This is a genomic window from Oleiphilus sp. HI0043, from assembly GCF_001634935.1.
Genome location: NZ_LWEY01000923.1, coordinates 1 through 271 on the forward strand (window position 1 = coordinate 1; position 271 = coordinate 271).

Genomic DNA, 271 nt, shown 5'->3' on the forward strand with positions numbered 1-271 from the left:
TCTAATAGGTGCTCTTTACCAATCACCGTCATCGTATCAAGATACGGAGTAACATCTCGCCACCAAAGTTGCAGCATCTCAATCAAGCCTTCAGCAGTAGAAATAAAACTGCCTTCAATTATCTCATTTTGCTTGTCACTGCTAAGCTCGGGGAAACACAGCTCTATATTCTGCCGGGTCACCTTGCCACGGTTTTTCATGCGTCGATAAACGAAACGCCCAAGGCTTTCTGCATACTGATGCTTTTTGTTCATCGGCAGCCAAGCGAGGC

At 46.1% G+C, this 271-nt stretch carries 1 pseudogene; it reads right to left on the bottom strand.

Annotated elements, in window-relative coordinates:
- Positions 1-254, bottom strand: a pseudogene (locus A3729_RS10295) (hypothetical protein); the annotation flags it as partial.
- Positions 255-271: the final 17 nt, after the last annotated feature.